The organism is Paenibacillus sp. sgz302114, assembly GCF_056120345.1.
On sequence record NZ_JBVYOI010000001.1, the window covers coordinates 1,016,108 to 1,034,957 of the forward strand.

At 50.9% G+C, this 18,850-nt stretch carries 20 protein-coding genes; 15 read left to right on the forward strand and 5 right to left on the reverse strand.

What is annotated here, in order from left to right:
* Nucleotides 1–8: 8 nt before the first annotated feature.
* From AC0LWF_RS04695 to AC0LWF_RS04750, 12 genes are all read left to right on the forward strand, one after another.
* Nucleotides 9–1,439, forward strand: a complete 1,431-nt coding sequence (locus AC0LWF_RS04695; RefSeq protein ID WP_474650371.1) for a sulfatase family protein — start codon at nt 9–11, stop codon at nt 1,437–1,439.
* Nucleotides 1,432–2,430 (forward strand): Gfo/Idh/MocA family protein, encoded by a 999-nt coding sequence (locus AC0LWF_RS04700; protein WP_474650372.1) that lies wholly within the window; start codon nt 1,432–1,434, stop codon nt 2,428–2,430. Before AC0LWF_RS04695 ends, AC0LWF_RS04700 begins: the two co-directional genes overlap by 8 nt.
* A 25-nt stretch (nt 2,431–2,455) precedes the next feature.
* Nucleotides 2,456–3,016 carry an adenylyl-sulfate kinase gene (cysC, locus tag AC0LWF_RS04705; RefSeq protein ID WP_474650373.1) on the forward strand — a complete coding sequence of 187 codons (561 nt, stop codon included), beginning with the start codon at nt 2,456–2,458 and terminating at the stop codon, nt 3,014–3,016.
* Nucleotides 3,013–4,446 (forward strand): sulfatase family protein, encoded by a 1,434-nt coding sequence (locus AC0LWF_RS04710; RefSeq protein WP_474650374.1) that lies wholly within the window; start codon nt 3,013–3,015, stop codon nt 4,444–4,446. Before cysC ends, AC0LWF_RS04710 begins: the two co-directional genes overlap by 4 nt.
* A gap of 37 nt (nt 4,447–4,483) precedes the next feature.
* Nucleotides 4,484–5,365, forward strand: a complete 882-nt coding sequence (locus AC0LWF_RS04715; RefSeq protein ID WP_474650375.1) for a helix-turn-helix domain-containing protein — start codon at nt 4,484–4,486, stop codon at nt 5,363–5,365.
* A gap of 17 nt (nt 5,366–5,382) precedes the next feature.
* Complete coding sequence (locus AC0LWF_RS04720) at nt 5,383–6,804, forward strand: sulfatase family protein (protein ID WP_474650376.1); 1,422 nt, start codon at nt 5,383–5,385, stop codon at nt 6,802–6,804.
* A gap of 118 nt (nt 6,805–6,922) precedes the next feature.
* Nucleotides 6,923–7,933 carry a HoxN/HupN/NixA family nickel/cobalt transporter gene (locus tag AC0LWF_RS04725; protein WP_474650377.1) on the forward strand — a complete coding sequence of 337 codons (1,011 nt, stop codon included), beginning with the start codon at nt 6,923–6,925 and terminating at the stop codon, nt 7,931–7,933.
* A gap of 52 nt (nt 7,934–7,985) precedes the next feature.
* Nucleotides 7,986–8,261: a YqkE family protein gene (locus AC0LWF_RS04730; RefSeq protein WP_474650378.1), complete on the forward strand. Its 276-nt coding sequence runs from the start codon at nt 7,986–7,988 to the stop codon at nt 8,259–8,261.
* 133 nt (nt 8,262–8,394) lie between these two features.
* The gene (locus tag AC0LWF_RS04735; protein ID WP_474650379.1) at nt 8,395–8,829 is read left to right on the forward strand and encodes a hypothetical protein; all 435 of its coding nucleotides are present in this window, start codon (nt 8,395–8,397) and stop codon (nt 8,827–8,829) included.
* A gap of 392 nt (nt 8,830–9,221) precedes the next feature.
* The gene (abc-f, locus tag AC0LWF_RS04740) at nt 9,222–10,976 is read left to right on the forward strand and encodes a ribosomal protection-like ABC-F family protein (RefSeq protein ID WP_474650380.1); all 1,755 of its coding nucleotides are present in this window, start codon (nt 9,222–9,224) and stop codon (nt 10,974–10,976) included.
* A gap of 48 nt (nt 10,977–11,024) precedes the next feature.
* Nucleotides 11,025–11,516 (forward strand): LURP-one-related family protein, encoded by a 492-nt coding sequence (locus AC0LWF_RS04745; RefSeq protein WP_474650381.1) that lies wholly within the window; start codon nt 11,025–11,027, stop codon nt 11,514–11,516.
* Nucleotides 11,517–11,641: 125 nt separating this feature from the next.
* Nucleotides 11,642–12,361, forward strand: a complete 720-nt coding sequence (locus AC0LWF_RS04750; RefSeq protein WP_474650382.1) for a hypothetical protein — start codon at nt 11,642–11,644, stop codon at nt 12,359–12,361.
* A gap of 24 nt (nt 12,362–12,385) precedes the next feature.
* On the opposite strand, the gene AC0LWF_RS04755 is transcribed toward AC0LWF_RS04750, so the two are convergent.
* Nucleotides 12,386–13,222: a 3'-5' exonuclease gene (locus AC0LWF_RS04755; protein ID WP_474650383.1), complete on the reverse strand. Its 837-nt coding sequence runs from the start codon at nt 13,220–13,222 to the stop codon at nt 12,386–12,388.
* Between the two features lie 134 nt (nt 13,223–13,356).
* On the opposite strand from AC0LWF_RS04755, the gene AC0LWF_RS04760 reads away from it, so the two are divergent.
* Both AC0LWF_RS04760 and AC0LWF_RS04765 read left to right on the forward strand, forming a co-directional pair.
* Nucleotides 13,357–14,301, forward strand: a complete 945-nt coding sequence (locus AC0LWF_RS04760; protein ID WP_474650477.1) for a permease — start codon at nt 13,357–13,359, stop codon at nt 14,299–14,301.
* Nucleotides 14,298–15,263: a TIGR03943 family putative permease subunit gene (locus tag AC0LWF_RS04765; RefSeq protein WP_474650384.1), complete on the forward strand. Its 966-nt coding sequence runs from the start codon at nt 14,298–14,300 to the stop codon at nt 15,261–15,263. The genes AC0LWF_RS04760 and AC0LWF_RS04765 overlap by 4 nt, the downstream gene beginning before the upstream one ends.
* 122 nt (nt 15,264–15,385) lie before the next feature.
* Here AC0LWF_RS04765 and AC0LWF_RS04770 read toward each other — a convergent pair whose 3' ends face one another.
* From AC0LWF_RS04770 to AC0LWF_RS04785, 4 genes are all read right to left on the reverse strand, one after another.
* Complete coding sequence (locus tag AC0LWF_RS04770) at nt 15,386–15,574, reverse strand: class I SAM-dependent methyltransferase (protein WP_474650385.1); 189 nt, start codon at nt 15,572–15,574, stop codon at nt 15,386–15,388.
* A 159-nt stretch (nt 15,575–15,733) separates the two neighbouring features.
* Nucleotides 15,734–16,237: a C40 family peptidase gene (locus AC0LWF_RS04775; protein ID WP_474650386.1), complete on the reverse strand. Its 504-nt coding sequence runs from the start codon at nt 16,235–16,237 to the stop codon at nt 15,734–15,736.
* A 248-nt stretch (nt 16,238–16,485) separates the two neighbouring features.
* Nucleotides 16,486–16,947 carry a cupin domain-containing protein gene (locus AC0LWF_RS04780; protein ID WP_474650478.1) on the reverse strand — a complete coding sequence of 154 codons (462 nt, stop codon included), beginning with the start codon at nt 16,945–16,947 and terminating at the stop codon, nt 16,486–16,488.
* Between the two features lie 152 nt (nt 16,948–17,099).
* Nucleotides 17,100–17,657 carry a superoxide dismutase family protein gene (locus AC0LWF_RS04785; RefSeq protein WP_474650387.1) on the reverse strand — a complete coding sequence of 186 codons (558 nt, stop codon included), beginning with the start codon at nt 17,655–17,657 and terminating at the stop codon, nt 17,100–17,102.
* 202 nt (nt 17,658–17,859) lie between these two features.
* Here AC0LWF_RS04785 and AC0LWF_RS04790 point away from each other — a divergent pair, with 202 nt between their 5' ends.
* Complete coding sequence (locus AC0LWF_RS04790; RefSeq protein WP_474650388.1) at nt 17,860–18,849, forward strand: Gfo/Idh/MocA family protein; 990 nt, start codon at nt 17,860–17,862, stop codon at nt 18,847–18,849.
* Nucleotide 18,850: the final 1 nt, after the last annotated feature.

An 18,850-nucleotide genomic window follows, 5' to 3' on the forward strand; every position in this document is an offset into this window, starting at 1 on the left:
AGAAACGAATGACCGCAAAAAAACCTAACGTTATCTTCTTCGGCATCGACAGCTTACGCCGTGACCATATGAGCAGCTATGGCTATGACCGTCTAACGACGCCATATCTCGATAAACTAGCTTCACAAGGGGTGCTGTTTGAGAAGCATTTCAGCCCTAGCATACCTACGACGCCGGCATACGCCTCGATGCTGACTGGCATGGACGTCTTCGGCACTGACGTTGTGGCACTACGCCATGAAGGACCTCTCGGCGGTCACGTACAGACGCTTGCTGAAGTGCTTGAATCAAACGGCTATAACACGACCTGTATCGGATTCACAGGTAATCCATCCTCGCGCGGCTTCCAGAACTACCTCAATTACGAGTCGTGGCTGCCAGATTCCGAGAGCGGACGTGCACCGAAAGCAGAGCTTCTGAATGATGTTGCGATTCCAGAGCTGGAGCGTCTTGCAGCGGAAGACAAACCGTTCTTCCTGTTCATGCGCCATATGGATCCGCACTCCCCGTATTTGCCTCCTGCTCCATTCGAGCGGATGTTCTACGGCAAGGACGAGAAGGACCCCTCGAATCAATCGATGGAGTCGGTATATAACTTTAAGCCATTCGGGGACTACATCGGCTCATGGATCCCGGAAGGGACAACAGACCATGAATATGTGACCGCGCAATATGACGGCGCGATTGCTTATATGGATATTACGATCCAGACGCTCTTCACGAAGATCGCAGACATGGGTCTCGAAGAAGATACGCTTATTGTCGTTACGTCCGACCACGGCGAGACGCTGTATGAGCATGATTGCTACTTCGATCACCATGGTCTGTACGATTGTACGCTCGTCGTTCCGCTCATTCTCAAATTCCCAGGACGCGTGCCATCCGGCCGCAGAGTGAGCGATGTCAGCCTGATCTCTGACATTATGCCAACGGTGCTTGATTTGCTGCAGATTGAGACCGATATAGCTTTTGACGGTCGCAAGCTGACGCCTGCAATCGCTGGAACAGCGGATGCGAGCACGCAGTTCAGCGAGTTTTATATTACGGAATGCACATGGATGCGCAAACACGGCTGGCGTACGCCGGAATGGAAGCTCATCTGCGCGCTTGAGCCGGATTTCCACTTCAAGCCTGAGATCGAGCTGTACAACCTGACGAAGGACCCGCTCGAGAATGTGAATGTCGCCGAGCAGGAACCAGAGGTTGTCGCGTTCCTGACGCAGCGTATGCATGATTATATCGCAAGACGTGAGGAGCAGACGGGCCGGACGAATCCGATCTATACGAACACGAATTGGCACGGACAGAACAAGATTTTCACCTCTTCCCAAGAAGCTTACGACTCGCTATATATCGGCTCGATTAACGTAGCGCGCTCCCTGCAATCGAAGGAGAAGGTTCAAGAAGAACAGAAAGAGCCGGTAGAGAGCAATGATTAGAGTTGCTGTCGTCGGTGTCAATCACATCGGCAAGATTCATTGCGGGGTGTATAAGCGGCACCCCGATACCGTACTTGCCGCGGTGTGCGACTTGATGCCTGAGCGTGCAGCGGCAGCGGGCCGCGAGCATGGTGTTCCGCACTATACGGATCTGGGCGTATTGCTCGAACGTGAAGCTGTTGATGTAGTCATTGTTGCAACAGCGGGCGTCGAGAAGGGCAGTCATCACTATGAACCCGTTATGATCGCAATTGAAGCAGGGAAATCGGTCTTCGTCGAGAAGCCGATTTCCAACAATATTGAAGAAGCGCGCCGAATGGTTGCGGCTGCCAGAGAGAAGGATATCAGGCTCGCATGCAATCTGAATCATCGCTTCACGCCTGCGGCTTATAAGGCGAAGGAGCTTATCGATGCCGGGAAGATCGGCACTGCGCTGTTCATCAACATGCGGCTGACGATACGCAACCCGCAGGAGGATACCGAGTGGCTGCACATGCGCGCTCTGCATCCTCATTCCATCGATGTGATGCGCTACTTCGGCGGTGACATCAAGCGGGTACAGTCCTTCATGACTAAAGCGCCTGATCGCAGCTCTTGGTCGACGGTGTCCATTAACATGGAATTCGCATCCGGTGCGGTCGGCCATCTTACTGGCAGCTACGATATGTCGATGCGCCATCCGATTGAGTTCTGCGAAGTGGCGGGCAATGCCGGACGGATTATCGTGGACAATGTGTATGAGAGCATGACATACTATCCGCATGAATCCGATGAGCTGACCGTCGTGCGCAATTCGCTGTTCGGCGGCATGAAAGGCTTCGACGATACGTTCGATCAACGCATTAACTGCTTCATCTCGGAGCTTAAAGCAGGCGTGAAGCCTGAAGAAATTACGGCGTCTGGCGCAGACGCACTCGCGGCGCAAGAAGTCATTGAAGCGGCAATACAATCGCATCAGCTTGGCGGCGTTCCAGTTACAGTCCCTGCATAGGGATGCAGATGGAGGGGGAGCAAGCATGAACAACACCTATGGCTCGGTATTATGGTTCACCGGATTATCCGGAGCAGGCAAAACAACGACAGCAATGAGCATAGAGAAGAAACTCCGCGAACGCGGACGGCGCGTCGAGCTGCTCGACGGCGATGAGCTGCGCACCACCGTGTGTAAAGGACTCGGCTTCAGCCGAGAAGACCGGATTGAGAATGTGAAACGAATCGCTTATATCGCGAATTTGCTCTCCCGCAACGGGGTTGATGTGCTGGTCTCAGCCATCAGCCCTTATAAGGAGATGCGCGATTACGCGAGGCAGAACATTCCGAATTATGTTGAGATTTATGTGAAATGTCCGCTTCATGTGTGCGAAATGCGCGATGTGAAGGGGTTATATGCGAAGGCGCGAGCAGGCGAGATTAAGCATTTTACAGGGATTACCGATCCTTATGAAGAACCGGAGAATCCAGAGCTTACGCTGCTCACGTCAAACGGAGCTCTCGAGCAGAACGTGCAAGCCGTGCTAGCTTTTCTGGAGCAAGCAGCGACATCATCGAGCATCATGAAAGGACTTAGTCTGAGATGAAGATCATTCTAGTTTCACTTGATACGCTTCGTGCCTCGAGGCTGAGCGGATATGGCTATGGGAAGATAACAAGTCCGCATCTGGACCAGATCGCGCGCGATGGGGTTCTGTTCGAGCGTGCCTACGCAGCAGATATTCCAACCGAAGTAGCCCATACGGGAGTGTTTACAGGCAAAATCGGCCTGACAACAGGCGTCATCTCCCACGGCTCCGATCTGACACATTTACCAAAGTCAGTCGAGTGGCTGCCAAACCTGCTTCGTTCAGCAGGCTTCACGACCGGCGCTGTCGATAATATGTATCAGCTAAAGGAATGGTTCGCCCGCGGTTACAACTATTACATCAACTCTGTCGGCGGCAACCGCTGGATCGATGGACGCAAGGTGAATGATCTGGCGCTGCCGTGGATTGAGCAGCATCAGGACGAATCGTTCTTCTTGTTCCTGCACTACTGGGATGCGCATACGCCGTATTTGCCGCCAGAATCTTATATCCCGCAGTTCTACGACGAATCGAAGGACCCGTTCGATCCTAGCAACAAGAGCATGGAGCCTGCATATAATCATGTAGCTTATCCATTCTTTAAACATCACCATTACGATCTCGTCGGTCAAGTTACAGACACGGACTACTACGATGCGCTGTACGATGCGGAGATTCGCTATCTGGATGATCGTCTGAAGGAGCTTGACGATCACCTTCACAAGCTCGGCATTCAAGAGGAGACGCTGCTCGTCCTGTTCGGAGATCACGGTGAAAGCTTAACTGAGCATGATATCTATTGGGATCACTGCGGACTCTATGAACAAACGGTGCATGTTCCAATTATTATGCGCTGGCCGGGCAGAATTGAAGGCGGCCGCAGAGTGCCAGGGCTCGTGCAGCAGGCGGATCTACTGCCGACGCTGCTAGATGCGGTTCGGCGTGAAGCACCAGCGGGCATTGACGTGAGCAAGCTCAAGGACCCAGCGGGACTCGACGGTATCAATTTGTGGCAGGCCATTGAAGGAGAAGCCGATGGGACGCACGAAACTATCTATTTGAGCGAGTGCGCATGGCAGGCGGCGAGGGGTATCCGAACGGGGCGGTATAAGTTTATCCGCACGTATGATTCAGGACCGTTCACACGTCCGCCGCGTGAGCTGTATGATTTAATTCTTGATCCAGAAGAAAAGGTAAACCTTGCAGAGTCAAACTCAGCGCTCGCCGATTCTTTGGAGCAGCAGCTAGATGGAGTGGTAAGCCGAAAGCTTGCTGGACGGCCGGACCCGATGGTGCAGCAGCTGCAAGAGCGAGGGCTTCCATTCAGACGCAGAATCGAGCAGATCCTTGCAGAGTCCGGCATGAGCTGGGAGGATTGGCAGCGCAATCCAGACCGCGAGAAGTTCGATCAAGCCACATTAGAACATAGCCGCGCCAAATCGCATTAGCTCTAGCATGACATTTTGTCGTAGGGGGTGGGTGTGAATGAAAGACATACTAAGCAGCAACCGTTATATGAAAGTCGAGTTTCCGTTCTGGATCACCCGCACCGTGCAGGGCTCAATTGCAGAACACGGCCATGAGTTTGTCGAGCTTGTCTATGTCGTTCGCGGCAAAGGCATGCACGTATTCCAAGGAACGCGCTATGAAGTTCATGCCGGGGACGTGTTTATCATTAATCCCGGAGAGACACATGCCTATGAGACCGAGAAGGACGAGCAGATGGAAATCATTAACTGCTTGTTCATGCCTTCTTTTATACCAGATGCCTTGCTCACCGAGCTTGAAATTACCGGTTCCATGGACTACTTCTATGTACATCCGTTTCTCGACCATGATGTGCGCTTTAACCACAGGCTTAACCTGCACGGACAGGATGCGTCCAATGTATTGACCTTGCTCGAAAATATGATCCGAGAAATCAACAACCGCTCGATCGGACATACAACGCTTATTCGCTTGCAGATGATTGAGCTGCTCATCCTGTTATCGCGCTTCTATACGATGATGCCCCAGCAGCGGATGCACCCGTCGCCGCGCCAGCTGGACCGCGAAATGACCGCGAAACGGATCTATGGATATCTCGAGCGAAACTATGAGAAGAAAATCACCCTGCAGTCGCTGTCACTGCTGTTTACGGCGAGTATTCGGCAGTTGAATCGGCTTATGCAGGAAGAATACAACCGCAGCGTGTTCGAGGCGCTGCATGAAATTCGGATAGAACGCGCCAAGCATCTGCTGCTGGAGACCGAGGAGAAGGTGATTGTTGTTGCGACGATGGTCGGCTATGAGGATCAATCGTTCTTCAACCGTCTATTCATGCGCCATGTCGGCTGCTCGCCGAAGCAGTATCGCGTTACGGGCTAGCGAAAGGGAGAGTGTGCATGCAACGGCAGCCTAACATTCTATTCATAACCGCCGATCAGCTGCGTTCTGATTGCGTCGGCTACAGCGGCAAATATCCGGTCCAAACGCCTAATCTCAACCGATTGGCTGCTCGGAGTACCGTGTTCCATCATGCGTATTCCCACTTTCCGGTATGCAGCCCGGCTAGGCAGTCGCTGCTGCATGGCAAGCGTCCAGAAACCTTCGGCGCGTTGTGGAACTATAATTCATTCCTGCCAGTTGGCTATCTTCAGCCGGATCAATATACATGGACGAAGCAGCTTGCTGATGCCGGCTACCGGTCTGCTTTTCTAGGCAAATGGGGAGTCAATCCCGAGTTTGGTCCTACTGCATTCGGTTATGAATCTTATGTGAGTGAAGGAGATTATCGAGCGTTCAGACAGAGCCGTTATCCGAACCTGACCTACACGAACGGGTTTTTTGGCGAAAATAATCCAGTTGCGCTGGCGGATTCGGAAACCCACTGGTATGCGGAGCGCGCAATCGAAACGATAGAGACGCTGAGTCAAGGAGATCGCCCTTGGCACATCGCGCTTCACTTTGCTGAGCCGCATCTGCCTTGCCGTCCATCGGAACCGTTCGCGGAGATGTATGATCCAGCGCAAGTGCCGGAGTGGGACGGCTTCCGCGATAATTTCGCAGGCAAGCCGTATATTCAAGCACAGCAGCTCGCCAGCTGGGGCGTGGAATCCTTCACTTGGGAAGATTGGGCACCGATCGTCGCCAGATATTACGGCATAATTAGCCAGCTGGACGATGCGATCGGGCGAGTGCTTGCCTCGCTTACGCGGCTTGGGCAGGAGGAGAATACGATCATCGTGTTCACGGCTGATCATGGCGACATGTGCGGCTCGCACGGGATGATGGATAAGCATTATATTCTATACGATGATGTCATTCGTGTACCGCTAATCATTTCGCTTCCATCGGAATCTTCGCAGGCTGTGGGGGCAGAGCGGGAACAGCTCGTTTACAACCTGCTCGACCTCGGACCAACATTGCTTGACCTTGCGGGGTTAGAGTATTCGACTGACAGCTTCCACGGAAAATCACTTGTGCCGCTGCTGCTTGCTGCGAATGCGCCGGATGATGCCGATTGGCGCGACCAAATCGTTGCTACTTACAACGGTCAACAGTTCGGGCTGTATACGCAGCGTATGATTCGGACGAAAGAATGGAAGTACGTTTGGAACTTGACGGATATTGATGAGTTGTATGATATGCAGAACGATCATGCTGAGCTGCGCAATGTGATTTCATTGCCAGAGCATCAAGATCGAATTGCCGAGCTTAGAGCAAGACTTTATGAACAGCTGAAGAAGGAAGAGGATCCCGTCATTTCGAATGAATGGACGAGACGTCAGCTGCTAAATGGAGCGAAACTTAATCAACGTGCATAACTCGCATATAGACGAAAGCTTCACGAAGACCATCCCCCGGATTGGTCTTTTTTTCATGGACGTAGGCGGACATCTATGTTAGATTATGTTACATATAAAATGTGGGGAGGCTTGTCGTATGCGTACGCTATGGAATGATCGCAAATCATGGGCTGGATACGCGTTCGTTATTCTTGCCTTGCACCTTGGCGGCATCGTTGGACTTGCTATTGCTGGCAGAAACGATCCATCCTTCTGGAGCCTTGGATTGCTAGCATACTCTCTTGGTCTTCGTCATGCGTTCGATGCGGATCACATCGCCGCGATTGATAATACGGTGCGTAAGCTCGTGCAGCAGAAGCGCAGCCCGCTAGGCGTTGGCTTCTATTTCTCGCTCGGTCATTCCTCAGTCGTATTCTTGATGGTGCTCGCTGTGGCATTTTCAGTCAAATGGATACAGCGGAAGATGCCGATGATGGAGGAGACGGGAAAGCTGATCGGAACTTCGGTGTCGGGAATCTTTCTTATTCTAATCGGCATTCTGAACTTAATTATTCTAAGCAATTTGTTTCAGCTATTCCGCAAAATGCAATCAGGCAGCTACATCAACGATCAGCTGGAGCAGCTGCTTGAAGCGAGAGGGCTGTTCTCGCGGATCTTCCGCCCGCTGCAGCGGTTCATTAGTCGCAGCTGGCATGTGTACCCGCTGGGGTTTCTATTCGGACTCGGCTTCGATACGGCAACCGAAGTCGGCTTGCTCGCTTTATCTGCCGGAGCGGCGAAGAGCGCAGTGCCGCTATTCGGCATCATTGCACTGCCTCTATTGTTCGCGGCGGGGATGAGCCTGCTCGATACCGCAGACGGCATGTTCATGACGAAGGCATATCGCTGGGCATTCCATACGCCGCTTCGCAAGCTGTTTTATAACGTGACAGTGACGAGCGTATCTGTCGTATCTGCACTGCTCATCGGCATTGTTGAGCTTCTGCAAATCATCTCCGAGCGGCTGGATTGGTCATCGCCATTCTTCAACTGGGTTGCAGCGATTGATCTCGGCGATCTCGGTTATGTTCTTGTCGCAATCTTCCTTGCCGCATGGCTCATCTCGGTCACGTTGTGGAAGACATTAAAGGTGGAGCAGCGGTACTAGAACGTACGCGAGGTTCTTGCTATAATGGTTGCAGATAATACGAGGTGATCTTATGGCGAAGAAGATGAAGAATAGAGTGGCGCAGCAGCATCAGGCTGCCGCTGCGAAAGAAGAGAAGCCGGCGACGCTTAAAGATATGCTGCGGCCGGAGATGCTGGAGAAGCTGAAAGCTGCTGGACAGGAGCTGAAGTCCGCAGAGGCAGCGCGCAAGGAAGAAGTGCGCAAGCAAGAAGAAGCAGCACGTGCTGCCGAGAAGAAACGGCAAGAGAACGACTTTGAATATTTGCTGAACAACAGCAAGATGGATTGGCGCTCGAATAAGAGCTAAGTTGGCAATGAAAGAAGCTTCCGGACTGGGTAAGATACCAGGCTCGGGAGCTTTTTTTGTAGCCAAATAGCTATACCTGTCCAATCTTTTTCCCTCTGGTAACATATGGTATACATAGAAGGGGGTGATCATTATGGTAGCTAGATTGTTAGATTCGAAGACATCTCAAAACGCAAGCTATGCCAACTCGATCGCTATTCCGATTACGGTCATTAATACGCCGAACTTGATCGCGCAACAAACACTTAACCTGTCCCAAGGTACCGCTGGTCTAACGCGGGTGGAATTCTCAGGTGTCGCTGCGGTTCAGCTGCCGCTGCTTCCTCTTGCAACGAACATTACGATATTCGTAACACGTGGCTTGACTTCCGCAGACATTAACGTGTTTTCCGCTTCGCAGAACTTGGACCTTAGTATACTCGGCCCGCAGTTGCTCGCATTCTCAGGTTCGGACTTCAACGCGCCTAATATTGCCAACCAGGCCTATTCGGTATTTATTCAATCCTCCGCGCTCGGCACAGTGCGGGTAGGTCCAGAGAGCTTCAACTTCACCGCATACTCAGACTAATGATTTCGAAGAGAGTGGTGCACAATCATTTTTCACATGCTATAATGGGGTATCTTGTAAGTACGTAGGAGGTATCCAATTAGACATCATGTGGACTTAATTCCCTTATCGTTCATGATTTTCGAACTGACGATTAGAGAAGCTCAGCCTGTGCGCTAGAGCGGAATTGGTTACGTATGTCTATAGGAGCTGACTCCTTATAAATCTCTATCCCATGCTATACGCATCGGTGTATTAGAGCTTTATTTACGTACATCTATTCCGTTCATTGTCAGCCGCAGGCGCGATCCTGCGGTTTTTTGTTTTTTCTAAACAACGAATCGCGCTGCCAAAGTCGCCCGAAGATCATCGCCCTGTCAGTTATTAAACTTTAACTAAAAGTGGTGATCCATATGACATTATTAACGATACGCGCATTAAAGAAGAGCTTTGGCGATACCGCCGTACTGAAGCAGGTCGATCTGGACCTGGCAGCGAGAGAACGCATTGGACTTGTCGGGATGAATGGAGCGGGCAAGACTACGCTTGCCAATCTCATATTCGGGACGCTGCAGCCGGATGAAGGGAAGCTGACGTACCACCAGGAGCAGCTGAAGATCGGCTATTTGCTCCAATCCACATCCTATACCGTAAATACATTCAGCAGCATGATTGGTGATGCAGAGCAATCCCGGGGAGGAGAGCAGTTTCTGCATATGACGAGCCATCTAGGTCTGCGGAAAGTGAAGGAATGGGATGGCGAACGGCTTGCTGGCCTAAGCGGCGGGGAGAAGACGAAGCTTGCTATTGCACATATTTGGGCATCGAGACCGGATATATTGCTGCTTGATGAGCCGACGAACCATCTTGATTTTCAAGGAGTCGATTGGCTGGTAGCGGAACTTGGGAAATATGCAGGCACGACGATTATTATCTCGCATGACCGTTACTTCCTCGATCAGACGGTTGATCGGATTATTGAGCTGGACGACGGCAAGTCGATCAACTTCACGGGCAACTATACGTTCTATCGCGAGGAGAAAGCACGGCGTTATCAGAGCCAACTACATCATTTCGAAGAACAGCAGAAGTACGAGCAGAAGATTGAAGCGGAGATTAACCGGCTCAAGAACTGGTCGGAGAAAGCGCACCGTGAAGCCGGGAAGAAAGGAAAGATGGCTGAGATGCGCACAGGTGTGAAAGAGTTTTATCGCAGCAAAGCGAAAGCGATGGATAAGCAGATTAAGTCGCGCCTCCATCGGCTGGAGAAGATTGATCTCGAAGGCGTGAAGAAGCCGAAGGAGGAAGCAAAGGTAGCTTTTGGCTGGGACAATCCGGAGAAACGTGGCCGGCGTATTGTGGAAGCATCTCGCATTAGCAAAGGCTACGGTGGTCGATCACTGTTCGGGGACAGCTCCTTCTACATGCAGCGTGGTGAGAAAATCGGGCTTATTGGGCCGAACGGCAGCGGCAAGACGACGCTTATTCAAATGCTGCTCGGCGAGAAAACGGTCGATAATGGCCAGCTGTGGCTCAGTCCAACCGCCAATGTCGCCTATTTGACGCAGGATGTTACCGATCTAAGCCAGCAGCAGACCGTACTCGAGCTGCTCGAGCAGACACATGAGCTTCGCAGCGATGTCGGCAAGTCGCGAACGCTGCTCGCGAATATGGGTTTTGATGCTTCCATGCTGCAGAAGCCCATTCACCAGCTTAGCCTTGGCGAGCGCACGCGAATAAAGCTGGCACAGCTTATTATGAAAGAACATGATTTGCTCATTCTTGATGAGCCTACGAATCATCTCGATCTTGCCAGCCGCGAGCAGCTGGAGGAAACGCTCGAAGACTATCAAGGAACGCTTATTATCGTCTCTCATGACCGCTATTTGATTGACCGAATTTGTTCGAAGCTGCTGCTGTTCCAAGACGGCAAGATCAAGCGAATCGAGAGCGGTTATGCGCAGTGGCGAGAGAGCGCAGCGAAACCGGGTGAATTCGCAGAAGCGACGAAGCTGCAGCTTGAGGAAGAGAAGCTTCTTATCGCGAACCGCATGACCTATCTGCTTGGTGAGCTGAGTAAGCTGAAGCCGACAGACGGCGGATACGCGCTGCTTGATGAGGAGTTCAAGCTGCTCGCTCAGCAGAAGCGGAATCTGTCAGCACGCTGAAACTTTTTGAAAAGCTGTCTCGTATGGAGCTGTAGAGGAGGCGGTAGCTTGAACAGTAACATGAAGCTGTATTTTCGCGATAATTTCTTTAATGCAGGACAGACGGAGATCATGAACGAGCAGAACGAACGTGTCGGTGAAGTCGATCTGCGCACCATGTTTGGTTCAGGACTCGACGTCTATGACGGCACCGGCAACCCAATCTACACCGGTAGTTTCCCGTTTCTATCTGGAAAATGGGCGATTACCGGGCCATCTGGCGAAGAGGTGGGACTGCTCCGTGCGCGGATGTCGTTTCTTTCCAAGAAGTTTGAATACGAGGCATACGGGCGCGGGGTATACGAGTTGATATCGCCGGCATTCTCCCAGGAATACGAGATCATTGATGAGAACGGCGCGCTCGCGGCTTCCTTCGCAAGGGTCAGCAGCTGGTTTGAGTCGCCGGCGTATTGCTTGGATAACTTCACGCAAACCGTTGTCAGCTATGAATGGATTACTGTCATTCTCGGAATGCATGAAATACAGAAGCGACAGAGGTAGTTCGTGAATATAATGAGGTAATGTTTGCAGCGTGAATGAATGACAACGTATTCAGCGCCGCATACTAATCGCGAGAAGGCTGTGCAGTCTGCCTCAGCTTCAGACAACAGGGCGGTGACGACATCATGCATGCAGATGTTACCTCGGAATGGGATGTATATTTATTAGCGGGCATAGGGTCAAGACGTACGATCTTTGCTGAATGCGTCAAGGAGCTGCAGCACCGGTTGACCGATAATGGAAAGATATCCGCGATACGCGAACTGTTCCCTTACGGCGATCATACGCACAACTTCTTCCAGCAGCTGCTTCAGGTACGTAAAGATTTGTACCGACTGCGAAGAGCGGTACAATTCGGAGCAAGAGCGGTAGCTGCTCAGGTGCGAAAGCTCTCTACTGGAAGACCGGTGATCTTCATCGGGCACAGTGGAGGCGGAGTTGCTGCATACCAGGCGGCTGTTATGCTGAGTGAAGAGGGGGCTATATCCGATTGGCGAGTCATTCAAGTCGGTTCACCGAAGCTTCCGATCCAACGGGAGCACAATCATAAGGTTCATTATGTAGTGGCGGTGAATGAGGACGGTGAATGCGCGGATTACATTACGCGGCTCGGCAGTTGGGGAGGCATTAGCCGGAACCGGCTCGGAATCTGGTACTGGAACCGTTCGAAGTATGCGCCGAAGCATGTCATTCCGCTTACGCTTGTCGGCGGTCATCAACATTATTTTCGCAGGGAAGCGCCTTATGTGCATCCGGAACGCGGAGCGAACCTCACAATTACTATCGATACGATATGGGACCGAGTACTGCGTGATATATGCTCGCCAGCTTCACGTGTGATATAAAACGAAAACGAAAACCGCGGACAATCAGGTCCGCGGTTTTTCGCTGTTATTCGATTGTTCAGCAGCTGCTTGTGATTGTGATTGTGATTGTGATTGTGATTGCGCTCTGCGAGGCTTCGCCATCTCTGCATCGAAATACGCTTCAAGCTCGACTACCTTCCGCGGGTCCTCGAGCGATATTTTGTCCGTAAGCACATGCTCTACGATCATTGCCCAAGTAGGCGTCACTTTCTGCTGCGCGATAATGCGAATGGCATTCTTCACGAGCTTGCGCTCTTTGGCATTGGAGTAGACGTCAACATACTGCTGGATTCGGCTGAAATCGAGCTCCTTGAACACGGCTCGGAAGATGTCGCCAGTCATTCGGGCATCCTCAAGCGCACGATGGGCGTTGTTGTCTTCTCCGCCTAGGCCGAGATCGAGCAGGGCAGCTTCGACGCTGACGTCATTCGAGACACCTTTGTAGCGTATGTAGCCTTTGAGCAGGTCGTAGTACTTTGCTTCAAGCCAATACGTATCGTCCATCTTATGCATCCGCGTATCGAACACGATCCGCTTCATATCTTCTCCGCCCCATGTAAGAATCAGGAAGTTCTCATGAGGTCCAAGCCAGCTCAGGAAATCAGTCATGACATTCGGAAAGCTGTCAGCAGCGTCAATGCCTTCCTGGGGTATGCCGGTTTTCTTCTTAATGAATTCATTCAATTTAGCAAAATAAACCGGTTTAATTAATGCCGTAAATTCATCGATTGGCTCGAGCGCTTCATTCAATCGCACAGCGCCAATCTCAATGACCTCCATCGGCAAATCGCTTGCAAATTTACGTCCGTTAAATTCAATATCTAGAATAATGTAGTCCACGTGGTGCCTCCGCTGTTACCTTAAATTCTCCTTACTTAAACAGTCTAACGCTGCTGCGCGCAAAGAGCAACATTGGCATTTCATTTGGATTTCATAGATAATGAGATTATTGATTTCAGGCTTCACGCCTATTGATGCGGAGGGACTTCGTGGTTACTTTTCTTCAGCTGAATACGATCTTTCTAAGCATGATTATGGAAGCCATTCCATTCATTCTGCTTGGTGTCATTGTGTCAGGACTTATTCAAACGTTTCTATCGGAACGATGGATCGCGCGGCTGCTTCCGCAGAATCGGTATCTCGCATCGCTGCTGGGCTGCGGTGTCGGACTTTTCTTTCCCGCCTGCGAGTGCGGGATCGTACCTATCACGAGGCGGCTAATACGCAAAGGCGTCCCGCTTCATGCAGGCATCGCGTTCATGCTGACTGGACCGATTATTAATCCGGTCGTCTTATTCGCGACCTACATCGCGTTCGGCAACGATTGGCGGATGGTGCTTATTCGCGGTGGCTCTGCCGTTGTTGTCGCTTATGTGACGGCGATTGTCATCTCGTATCTGTATCCGAAGCTTCCGATGAGGCTTCATGAAGCTGCCATTATGGAGACAGCTGCCGGATCTGGCGATGCTGCTTCTGCCCAGTTCGCACATGATGGAGTGCGCGAGCCGCTTCACCGTCGGTTGTACGATGTTATGCTGCACGCAATAGAGGAATTTTTCTCCGTGGGCAAATATTTGGTGCTTGGAGCATTCATCGCGGCTTCGATGCAGACGTTCATTCCAACTTCATCGCTTATGCACATGGGCAGCAATCCGGTGACAGCTTCGCTCGTCATGATTGGTCTTGCTTTCGTCATGTCGCTTTGCTCGGAGGCGGACGCCTTCATCGCGTCATCGTTCCGCAGCACGTTCTCGGTCGGAGCGTTGTCTGCTTTTCTCGTCTTCGGGCCTATGATTGACATTAAGAATACGCTTATGCTGCTTGGCGTGTTTAAAGGGCGTTTCGTAATCGTGCTCATTGCACTTGTCGTTGCGTGTACGTTAGGCACTTCATTGCTGGTAGGGAGGCTGTTCGGATGATTCGTCTCTATATTCTGGCGGGATTTTCTTGCTTATTTCTGATGATGCATTTGAACGGCAATTTGAACAAATACATTAACACGAAATATGCTTATCTGTCGGAGAGCGCAATTGTGCTGCTCGGCATATTGTTCGTCTTTGAGTTTGTTCGGTTGTATGTGCTTGAGAGGGAGGCGAATCGGCGCAAGACGAAAGAGCTTCTTGGAGGGGAGAAGAGCGGTGAGGGGGATGGGCATGGGCATGATCACGAGCATGTTGGACATGCACACCACCATGTGCACGATCACGAGCACCACGGTCATTCGCATGCGCATCACGATCATGACCATCATGGGCATTCCCATGACGAGCCGATCCGGTGGAAGAGGTATCTCGGCTATGGCATTCTCATTTTCCCGTTAATAACCGGCTTCTTCTTGCCCGTTCAGACACTCGACTCCAGCTTCGTGAAAGCGAAAGGCTTCTCATTCCCGAACTTCGACGCATCTGCGGACAACCCTGGCTTTCACCAGTTTCTGAAGCCGGACACAAGTGTTTTCTACGGCAAACAAGGCTATGCGAAGGTGTCCAAGCAGGAACTCGAAGAGTTCAAGCAGATGAAGAATGTAGAGCTGAATGACGTCAATTTTCTAAAGGGACTCGAATCGATCTACAACTTCCCGACTACGTTCACGGGTCGGACGGTCAGCTTCGATGGCTTCATCTATAAAGGCGAGCAGGTGGAGGGCAATCATTACTTCGTATTCCGTTTTGGTTTCATTCACTGTGTTGCAGATTCCGGCGTGTTCGGAATGCTCGTCAATTTCCCATCAGACGCCAGCTTCCATGACGATGATTGGGTTCATGTGTCCGGTAAGCTGAACTGGACGTTCTATCAACCGTTCAAGCAGACGATTCCCGAGCTGAACGTGACGAGTTGGAACGCGATTCCGAAGCCTAAAGATCCGTATGTGTACAGATAGAAGATGGCGTTCTGCTGACAAATCGCTCACAAATATTAAAGGCTCTTCACTCCCAGTGCTATGTTACATTCGCACTGGAGTGGAGAGCCTTCTTTTTAATATAATGCCGCTACTCATCATGTTCACAGCGCATAATTAAGATCGTTCGCATAAGCTAGCATGCGGCTGACAAGTACTAGCTCAACCGAATTGTCTGGAAACGGAATTTCTGAATTTAGATCGCTGACAAGGTTCACACCAGGCAGCGCTGTACGGTCGATGCCATAATAGCCCGGCTGCTTGTTCGATCCGCAGCCGATATCCAGTTTCATAATCAGGCCTCCTTACAGCGTTAGAGGCTAGTTATCCTCTTCACAACTAGTGTATGGATTAGCATGTAACCCAGTTAGTACGCTTGCCCAAAGCAACAGCAAAAACGTGCAGCACTTCTTTGGAAGAAGCGCTGCACGCGGAAGTTGAATTTTATGAAATTAGATAACGCGGCATGCTGTTTTGTACGTTTTGTCCCAGATGCTGCCTTTGAACGTTGAGATCGTTACGCCAATGCCAACACGATACGTTTGCAGCACTTTGCCGTTCCCCATGTAGAGGCTGACATGATTAATGATGCCGTCACGGTTCGTATCAGAGAAGATGAGATCGCCAGCCTTCAGATTGCTCTTGGACACAAACGTACCTGCGCGAGATTGATCACGCGAAGAACGTGGAAGCGTAATCCCATTCTTCTTGAATATGTACTGAGTGAACGAGGAGCAGTCAAAGGAGCTTGTGATGCCCGATTTGGCACCGAATTTATAAGGTACGCCTAGATAGTGTTTGCCAGTTGAAATAATATTATTTACGAGCCGCGTGTCCGAAGCCGTAGAAGCATGTGTCGTCTGTGGTTTGAGCAGCAATCCTCCTGAGCATGCGATTGCTGCAGTGAGCGTAACGCCGAGCAGCTTTTTACCGATCCGTGATTGCGTCATATTCATGTTGTTGATATCCTCCTGCTACTTAAAAAGTATGTATTTGGCTTATCCGATGTTGTGGTCTTGACTTGAGAACACTATAGCACGGCTATTCTTTCCACCACTTTCCAATGTGGACGGAAGTCCAGTGAATCCGCAGGATAGGCTGCCTTTGTTAGAATCTCGTGAGAAAAACTTCATGATAATGGCATTGACAATGAGAAAAAGCCAATCAGGACGCCCTGATTGGCTTTTTCGGTTCTACAAGTATGTTATTTATTAGTGCGGGAAATGAGTTTGAAATCATCATAGTGGAAGCCTGGTGCGACGACACAAGAAACGAAGACGGGCTCATCGCCGAGAGGCTTTGCTTTCTGCCATACGTTCGCAGGGACGAGTGCTTGTGGCCGCTGCCCCTTCGAAATATCAGGACCGACGATAATTTCCTCGGTCGTATGCGGATCTTGATCCGCACCGCCAAGCGATAGAAGCAGGGGACTGCCGGAATGCCAGAACCACAGCTCGTCCGACAGAACGACATGCCAATCTGACACTTCATCGGGATGCAGGACAAAATAGATCGATGTTGCTGCTGCGCGATTGCCGGAATAACGATCACCGAGAACGGATTGCGGAATTTCAAAGGATGCTTTCCAGAGCTCTTTGTACCAGCCGCCTTCTGGATGCGGCTTCAGATCCAGCTGCTCAACGAGCGGGGATAACTGTTTTGTAATCATCTGTATGCGTTTCTCCTTGTTGTCTGAATTTGTCTTATCTCTATTTCTTACCAACTCCATGTATCAATGTAGCCTACCGGCTCTAAGTTGTAAACGGCCATCAACCTCGAAAACAATCGAAGCGATGACCGTTTCGTGAACAGTTCGTGTTATTGAATAACGCCGCATGCGATGCGGTCGCCGGAATTGCCGGATGGATCGGTCTTATAATCGTCTGCCTGCGCATGGATGACTATTGCTGTGCCGCCTGTCTTCTTCAGCGAATTCGGCTGATTCGGCGCGAGCGTAACGATTTTCGTCTCAATATCGACTTTGACCGTACCGTCTGCGGCCACTTGAATGTTCGGCAAATCACCGACGTGGAAGCCTTTCGGATTGTTAAATCCGTGCTGTTTCGTCTGCGGGTTCAAATGAGCGCCTGCTGTTGTGAACTTCGGCCCTTCGCATTTCCCCGTTTCATGGAAGTGAATGCCGTGTATACCTGGCGGCAAGTTCTTCGCTTCAACATGAAGCCGCACCGCATCCTGATTCTGCGTTAACGTTGCGGTGCCAATCTCAGCACCAGCACCATTAACGATCTTCACGTTAACCGTCTCGCTGCTTGTATCCGCCGGAGCGGGATGTGCCTTCGCAGATGCGCCAACCGATAGACCAAACAGCATGAAGCAGAGCGCTGTCTTGCCCCATATGGAACTTGTCATTTTCATAATTGTCTTAGAATCCTCCTGCATGTTTCATGGTCTTAACGTTCCTTGATTATCATTTCCGTATTCCGGCTCCAACAAACATGGACAATTTGGATCGAAGACATACATGTTTTGTCGTATTTTTGGATTGGTAGGCGTTATGATTTGTGTTAGGTTAAGGGAGTGTCTTACATACTTATCCATCTCGGGAGGTTAAAGGGTAATGAGTAAAGTTCGTATTGGCATGATCGGTACTGGCGGTATCGCCAATTGGCATGCAAGACAGCTGCTGGAGCTGCCTGAGGCATCAATTGTCGCAATAGCAGATCCAAGCGAGCAGAACCGGATTAGATTCGTGGACGAGCATAAGCTCGATTCCGTAAGCGCTTACGCGGATTACAAAGAACTGCTGGCACATGCCGAGCTGGATGCAGTCGTGATCTGCTCGCCGCACACCCTTCATTACGAGCAAGCGACCGATGCACTGAACAGTGGACTGCATGTCATGATGGAGAAACCGATGGTTTGTTCGTCAGAAGAAGCAAAGCAACTCATCGAACTTTCGAATCAAGTGGGCAAAGTGATGCAGGTGTCGTATCAGCGTCATTTTCAACCAGAATTTCTATACATCAAAGAAGCGATTGAGAGCGGCGTAATCGGCAAGCTGACGTCGATTACCGCATCGCTGTATCAAGAATGGAGACAAGGAACACCAGGCTCATGGCGGCAAAATCCGGCGCTGTCCGGCGGCGGATTCCTGATGGATTCCGGCAGCCATATTATTGACGTTCTGTTATGGACGACAGGTCTGACTCCAGTAGAGGTGAAGCCGCAGCTGCATATGCACGGCTCGCCAGTCGAGATTGATACCTTCACTTCGATCAGGTTCGCTGAAGGCCCAGTCGCTGGACTGAATTTGGTCGGCTTCTCGCCATGCTGGCATGAGACATTCGTGTTCTGCGGCGAGAATGGCGGTATTTTCTATGACAATGGCAAGATTACGCTCCGCCGTCTGAATGAGCAGCCGATTGTGCCTGAGCTGCCACCTGCCGTAACGAATCAGGATAAGAGCTTCGTGGATGCGATACTCGGCCGTCACGAAGTGCTGGTTCCGGGCGAATTCGCTTTGAAAGTTACGAAGCTATCAGAAATGATTTACGAAGCAGCAGGTTATTCACCGCTTGGCGCTGCTCTCAAAGAGGAGGCAATATAGG